Raw genomic sequence first — 7,730 nt, 5'->3', positions numbered from 1 at the left:
TGTTCAAATGGCGATTCAGCGTTTAATTGGTTTTGGGAAAAAAGAAGAGTTTAAGGAAATTTTGGCAATTTTAAGAAAGCAGAATCCTGATAGGATAAGGGTTCTGTGAAATTTGTCGTGTACAGAGTTTTCCGTTGTAATTCTGCATTTTTCAGCATGGATTCATAATGATTGAGTTGCATCAACCCGAGCTTCTGCCCGAAGTATGGCTGACCTACAAAACCCCGCTTATCCGTCAGTTGGCTTTTAGTGTGGCAAGTCCGAATATTTTATGTGCTGTGCCTGAGCAATTGCCCATTCAACATACTTTTGAATTCCATTCAGATACTTTTTGGCAACACCATTATCACGCTTATCAATCACGTTTAGCCTATTTAGATTCACATCCCGAAGCGGTGTACGATTTTTTAAATCAACTGAAAAGTACCCGTTTAGGCTTACGCTTTGAAATGTTGATGTGGTTTTGGCTGCGTGATCGTGACTATCATCCCTTCGAATTATTGGGGCACAGTATTCAAATTATTGATGGTGCTAAAACTGTGGGTGAACTGGATTTTTTACTGCACAACCATGACACGCAGCAGGTTGAACACTGGGAAGTCGCATTAAAATACTACTTAGCCGAAGCGGATTGCTCTTTGGCACACTGGTATGGTTTAAACCGCTCCGATACTTTAGCGCGTAAACTGAATCATTTTAGTCAAAAGCAATTTCAATTTAAGCAAGCCTTGGATGTGCCGATTCAACGCCGTTTTGCTGTACTCAAAGGACAATTGTATTTCGCCATACATCACTTGGCACAATCATCTACAACACTTGTGCCATACTGGGTTAATCGCGCTCGTCGTTTAGGTCTTTGGGGGAGTGATATTCCTGCACAAACAGAACAGTTTTATCGCCTGCAACGTCATGAATGGATTTGTCAAAATGCTCAAGCCAGTAGCCATCCTAATCAATGGTGGGGAGATGGCTTGTATTATCGGGCGGCACATTCACAATTTTATATGTATCGTGCTGCACCGCTGATTAGCTATCCACCATTAACACGCTGAATAACTGTTTCAACATTTTATTACGTAAGCACCATAAAAGTTGCCTATTTATTATTCTGTTTATTTCCTAAGCTAAAAAACACATCAAAATAATCTATCTAGAACATATTGGAGATGATCATGAAAAAAATTCTAGCGACTTCACTACTATTAGCCTTTGTTTTAACGGGTTGTAATACAATTAAAGGCGTGGGCGAAGACGTATCTTCTGCAGGTCATGCGGTGAGTAATACTGCTGAAAAAACCCAACAAGAAATTCGCAAATAATTCTGAGTATTTCAGGAATATCTTCACAAAAACCACAAAAAACCTTGTTCTCGGACAAGGTTTTTTTCACGCTAAAATTTCACTTTTGTTGCATTATTCCCCTATTATTAGCACTTACTCTTGATAAACGTCTGAAACTCTCATGACCTCTTCTGCTACTCTGGATTTAAGCCTTCAGCTTTTACGCCAACCGTCTGTCACTCCTGTCGATCACAACTGTCAAAACCTCATGGCAGAACGCTTAGAAAAAATTGGATTTAAGATTGAATCTATGCGTTTTGACGATGTAGATAACCTCTGGGCGCGTAAAGGTACAGAAGCACCTGTCTTTTGCTTTGCAGGTCATACAGATGTTGTACCGACAGGCAATTTAGACGCATGGAATACCGATCCATTTGTACCTGAAATTCGTGATGGCAAACTTTATGGTCGTGGCAGTGCCGACATGAAAACAGCATTGGCAGCCATGGTCGTTGCCTCTGAACGCTTTGTCGCCAAACATCCTGACCACAAAGGCTCAATTGCCTTTTTAATCACCTCAGATGAAGAAGGCCCATCCATTAACGGCACCGTAAAAGTTGTAGAAACGTTGGAAGCTCGTCAGGAAAAAATGACTTGGTGTTTGGTCGGTGAACCTTCAAGTACGCATAAACTTGGCGATATTATTAAAAATGGGCGTCGTGGTTCACTGAATGGAGTCTTGACTGTAAAAGGCAAACAAGGTCATGTGGCTTATCCACACTTGGCAATTAACCCGATTCATACCGCGTCTAAAGCGATTTCGGAACTGTGTGAAACGGTGTGGGATCATGGCAATGAATACTTCCCTGCCACCTCATTTCAAATTTCAAATATTCAAGCAGGAACAGGTGCGCCCAATGTTGTCCCAGGTAACATGACGGTGACCTTTAACTTCCGTTATTCGACTGAAGTGACTGCAGATGAGCTAAAAGCACGTGTCTTGGAAATTTTAGATCGCCATCAAGTGGATTATGAAATCGAGTGGACGCTTTCAGGTTTGCCATTTTTAACCCCTGTGGGCGAATTGGTTAATGCTGCACGTCAAGCCATTCGCAATGTCACAGGTGTTGAAACAGAATTATCGACCAGTGGCGGTACATCTGATGGTCGCTTTATTGCGCCGACAGGTGCACAAGTGTTGGAGTTAGGCGTACTCAATGCCACCATTCACCAAATTAACGAGCATGTTGATGTGGCTGATTTAGAGCCATTGGCAGAAATTTATGAACAGATTTTGGAAGGATTACTAACTTAAATCCAATAAGATTAGTTGCATGAAGCAGAAAAGGAACTCTATTTGAGTTCCTTTTCTATTTTACAACGGAGAAAATTGCGTTTAGATCGTCAAATTTTCTTGAATGTATTGCAAATTAGGCACATGAAAGACCTGCTCACCCATACGGACATATTGGAATACCGCAGGATCAGTCGTGGTTTGCTGGTCATCATCTACCACTTCAGAAATACGCAAGCGCAGGGTTTTAGGCATTTCATTGCACATCAAAGCAAAACGCTGCTCCATTTCATCGCCTTCAATAACCAGTGCCACGCCCATTTTTTTCTCTGGGTCATTGACCGCATAAACAGGCAATTGCGATTCGTGCCATTCCACAGTTTTAACTTGAGTGGCGTTATCCAGCGCTGACAACACAATATTTTGAGGTATCAGCATTGGTTGTTTACCATGACATTCAACAATATAAGCATCAATAAAACCGGTAGATACGGTAATTAAATGTTGCAGCTCTTGCTGACTGATTTGCCCGAGTAAATTTGGACTATTCGTCTGACTCATCGTTTACCCCTGACTAACTGCTAATAATTGTTCAATATTGGCAAGCAATTCTGCCTCTTGGAACGGTTTACCCATGTAGTGCGTCACACCCAAGCTAAACGCTCGTTCGCGGTGTTTTTCACCTGTACGTGACGTAATCATGATGATCGGCAGATTGCTATGCATGTCGTGGTGGCGTACAAGGTTAGTCACCTCAAAACCATCCATACGTGGCATTTCAATATCCAGTAACATCAAGTCAGGTTTGACGTTTTCAAGCTGCTCCATGGCATCGACACCATCTTTGGCAGTCACGATGTCATAACCTTGACGCTCAAGCAGACGTGAAGTTACTTTACGTACGGTGACTGAGTCATCCACAATCATAATTAAGCGGCGTGTATCACGACGTTGGCTATCACGTTGATCGCTGGCTTGTTTAGTACGTTGCGTTGCAAGAATTTGACGGGCAATGTTCTGACCATCCAAAATCAAACAAACTTGACCATCACCCAAAATAGTTGCGCCTGCAATTGCACCAATGCTTGAGAACTGTTGTCCAATTGGTTTCACAACAATTTGACCACGCGAACCAATCAACTGATCGACTAGTAAAGCAATGGTTTGACCTGTGCTGCCTTTAATTAACAGAACAGGTAGTGAATGACCCACATGGCTTAAACGCGGTAATGGCTGATTGCCAACGAACTCAGATAAGTAACGTAACTTGTAGTTCTGGTTGTCAATTTGGAAGAAATCTTCATTGCTGTTGAAGTAAGATTCCAAAGTGGTTGGTGCAATACGTACAATACGGTCAATTTGCGCCAACGGTACAGCAAATTGTTGATCACCAACTTTAACCATTAAGGCATCGGATACCGCAACCGTCGTTGGTACACGAATACTAAAGGTTGTGCCTTGACCTAATGTTGAATCTACAGAAACGTGACCGCCGAGCGCCTTAATCTCACTTTGCACCACGTCTAAACCAACGCCACGACCTGAAATTTGTGTAACCGATTGTGCTGTTGTAAAGCCTGGGTGGAAAATGTATTGCAGAATTTCATTTTTATCTAAATTCTGATCGGCTTTGATTAAACCTAAGCTCAATGCTTTTTCTTTAATCTTGGCATCATCAATACCCTTACCATCATCCACAAAAGTCACCACAACATCTGTGCCTTGACGGGTAATGTTCAGTTCAATTTTACCAACTTCAGGTTTATTGGCTGCAGCACGTTGTGCAGGGTCTTCAATCCCATGGTCGACCGCGTTGCGCAGCATGTGTTCAAACGGTGTCACCAAACGCTCTAGAATGGTACGGTCTAATTCACCTTCAGTGTTATAAACCACCAGTTCTGTCGGACGGTTTAAGGTCGATGAAGTCTGACGCACAATACGTTGTAAACGTGGCAATAAACGTGAGAATGGTACAAGGCGTGTACGCATCAAGCTTTCTTGAATTTCAGCCTGAATACGTGATTGTTGTAATAACAAACCTTCGGCATCACGAATTTTTTCAGCCAAGGTGCTCTTAAAGTCCACCAAGTCCGATGCAGATTCCGCCAGAGATTTAGACAACTGATTCAACGATGAATATTGGTCCATCTCTAATGGGTCAAAGTCTGCATAACGTGAGTTTTCAGAACCATGCTTGGCAATAATTTGCGATTCCAGCTCGCCTTCCATTCGGCGTAACTGATCGGCAAGACGTTTAATCGCCAATTCCATCTCATTCAACGTACCGCCTAGTTGCCCAAGCTCCATTTCAATACGTGAACGGTTAATCGAGTTCTCGCCTGACAAGTCAATCATCTTCTCGACTAAATCGGCAGAGATACGAATCATCTCATTGCTATTATCCAGCTGTGTGGTTTCGCCCCACTCACCCGACATTGCAGGTGGCTCTGTACCATCACCCTGAACAAACTCATAACTACGGCTTGGCGATAACAAGTCGGTATGCGTTAAACGCTCGGGCAATTGCGCAGATACATCTACAAACTGCATCGCCGACAAGCTAGATTTTAAGCTGTCATAATTGCTGTAATCTGCTTTGAAGATTGCATCACGCAACCACGCCAACGTGGTTTGCAATAAAGCATCATAAACATTTGAGTTAAATTGATGCACAGCAAACTGTTCAAAGGCACTTTCAAGTTGATAGGCGATTTGCGCAACAGACTCAATTTCAGCCATACGTGCACCGCCTTTTAAGCTGTGCGCCGCACGTTGTAATTGAAGCAAGATACTTCGGTCACTACGCTGTTCAAACCATTGTTTCAAGCGCTGATCTGCAGCATCCAAAATTTCTTCCGCTTCTTCTCTGAAAGTCTCAACCACAATTGAATGTAATTGCTCATCTTCAGATTCAGCACTTGCTTCAAGACTTACAGTTTCTGTGATCGGCTCAAATGCCGCAGCAGCAGCGTCTTCAAAATGTGCATCATCAGCAATAACTGCGTCATCTTCAGCTAAATCTGCAGTTGTATCTTGCAACGCTTCTACCGCCAACTCAGGCTGTGCATCAACCTCTTCTACTGCCTCAATAGTCTGTTCAGGCTGCGCTGCGGTTGTCGCACTTGCAACTGACACATCTGCATCGCCTTGTGCCAAGCTAACAATGTTGCCTAAAATTGCAATCGACTCTGGCGCAGCATAGTCCACACGCTCATCACGAATGGTCTGAATACGGTCTGCAATATCATCTTGCACCAAACGAATAATTTGAATTAACGCAGGTGAAACAACAATTTGGTTGTTAATGATACGCTCGTAAATCGACTCAAGGTTGTGTGCAATTAAACCAATATGCGTCGCAGAAATCATATTTGCACCACCTTTTAAAGTGTGCAAATAACGCATTAAGTTGTTTAAAGCCGAAGTATCGCTGGCGTCTTTTGACCAAGTATTGACATCTTCATCCATACCCACCAAAAGCTCTTCTGCTTCTTCCAAGAAGATATCCAGCAAGTCAGGATCGAAGTCTTTGTTGGCATCATCGGCATGCATGTTTTGTTGATCTGATGCAATACGTTGTGACAATTGCGCCAAATTCACTGTGCCCGAATTTTCGCTAGCAACTGCAGCAGGCACCGCTTCAGGTTCTGCAACAACTGTTGTTTCTACAGCATTGTCGCTCACTGATGTTTCAGCATCTTCAAGTGCAATTGCATCAATGTCTTGCTGCACAAATGCAGTTAAGTCATTTAAGGTTTTCTGAATGTCTTCTGTAACCGTAACACGCTGTCCCGCAGCCAAGGTATCGAATAAATGAATAAACTCTTGGTGTGCCTGTGCAAATAACTCATAACCATATTCAGAGTTAAGCAGAATTGGTTTGGCTAAAACACTGTCGTAAGCAGCTTTAAGTTCTTCAGTAAATTGATGAATACCCACAGACGCACGGTTATCGGTATGCTCTACCAACAATTGCGCTTGTGCGCTGAGTTCTTCTAAATAGCTTGGGAATTGCGCTTGCGCCAATTTATCAAATTCAAATTCGGCATCAAGTAAACGATCAATATTCAGTTCGATTAGCTTCGATACTAAACCTTGAGGATTAGAGTCTTCTGTATCGCTGGTGCTAAAGCCGTAGCTATCCCATGCTTTATTAAAAGTTGCATAGATTACATCTAAACCATCACAGTGACCTTGACGAAGTACATGCAGATAATCCCGGACAAATTCTGCATATTGCACCAACAGCGCAGTTTCTTTTGATGTAGATTCAATTTCATCTTGTACAAACGCTTTAAACAAGTTTTCAACTTTAGAACTGGCTTGAAAAACTTGATCAATTTGCGCCATAGACGAACTGCCGCGCAGTGTATGTAATGCACGGATTAAGCCATTATAGTCTTGTGAGTAAATCTGATCTTGTGCCAAGAACTGATCAATGGTCGCTAAATGCTCTTCAGCTTCTTCTACAAAAATAGCCAGAGTTTCAGCCAATAGACTCGCATCAGCAGCCTCTTCTTGTGCAACTTCTGTCTGCGGCATTTCTTCAGCAGTCATTACATCTTCAGATGATTCAACTGCTGCGACAGCTGCTGTTTCAACTGCAGCATCCGTCAATTCTAGTCCTGTCGGCATATCAGTGGCAGTCAGTTGATCTGCTAAAACCAGCAACTCTTCCAATGCAGGTTCAGGACTTTGGTTTTGCTGTAATTGTTGTCCTAAAAGCACCAATGGGCGTAAATCAAGATCAATTAAACCGACTTGCTTAAAAATTGGATAAAGCTTGTATTGATAAATATTTAAAACAGTTTTTGCGTATTTTTGAATATCAGTATTGAGTGTTACCGCACCCGAAAGCACACGGTTTAAAGTATCTTCAACCGTCCATGCCAACTCGCCCGCAGACTTCGCACCCACCATGCGACCCGAGCCTTTTAAAGTGTGAAAGTGACGACGAATAGTTACTAAAGTTTCTTGATCTGTTGGGTTCGCAAACCAAGTTGTAAATAATGGATTTAATTCTTCGAAGATTTCTTCAATTTCTTCGACAAAAATTTCAAGAATTTCCGCATCTTGCTCAAGATAACTATCTTCAGGAAGCGTCATTGTTTCGACTAAATTTTTTAATATTTCTTTCATAGCTAAGGCTTCTTACG

General features: G+C 42.3%; 5 protein-coding genes. 3 read left to right on the top strand and 2 right to left on the bottom strand.

The window, feature by feature from the left end:
• The first annotated feature begins 167 nt into the window (after positions 1-167).
• The 3 genes from FTT78_RS11775 to dapE all read left to right on the top strand — a co-directional run bounded on the left by FTT78_RS11775 (position 168) and on the right by dapE (position 2,595).
• Positions 168-1,052, top strand: coding sequence for a DUF1853 family protein (locus FTT78_RS11775; protein ID WP_180005966.1), 885 nt, complete (start codon positions 168-170; stop codon positions 1,050-1,052).
• Positions 1,053-1,172: 120 nt separating this feature from the next.
• On the top strand, positions 1,173-1,319 hold the full coding sequence (locus FTT78_RS11770) for an entericidin A/B family lipoprotein (protein ID WP_096901466.1): 147 nt from the start codon (positions 1,173-1,175) through the stop codon (positions 1,317-1,319).
• Positions 1,320-1,461: 142 nt separating this feature from the next.
• Positions 1,462-2,595: a succinyl-diaminopimelate desuccinylase gene (dapE, locus tag FTT78_RS11765; RefSeq protein ID WP_180044342.1), complete on the top strand. Its 1,134-nt coding sequence runs from the start codon at positions 1,462-1,464 to the stop codon at positions 2,593-2,595.
• An 81-nt stretch (positions 2,596-2,676) separates the two neighbouring features.
• Here dapE and FTT78_RS11760 read toward each other — a convergent pair whose 3' ends face one another.
• Complete coding sequence (locus FTT78_RS11760; RefSeq protein ID WP_004975530.1) at positions 2,677-3,135, bottom strand: hypothetical protein; 459 nt, start codon at positions 3,133-3,135, stop codon at positions 2,677-2,679.
• Positions 3,136-3,138: 3 nt separating this feature from the next.
• Positions 3,139-7,713 (bottom strand): Hpt domain-containing protein, encoded by a 4,575-nt coding sequence (locus tag FTT78_RS11755; RefSeq protein ID WP_180044340.1) that lies wholly within the window; start codon positions 7,711-7,713, stop codon positions 3,139-3,141.
• Positions 7,714-7,730: the final 17 nt, after the last annotated feature.

The sequence above is a fragment of the Acinetobacter sp. YH01011 genome, from assembly GCF_013420785.1.
GTDB lineage: Bacteria > Pseudomonadota > Gammaproteobacteria > Pseudomonadales > Moraxellaceae > Acinetobacter > Acinetobacter towneri.
This window is presented reverse-complemented; position numbering and strand designations above follow the sequence as displayed.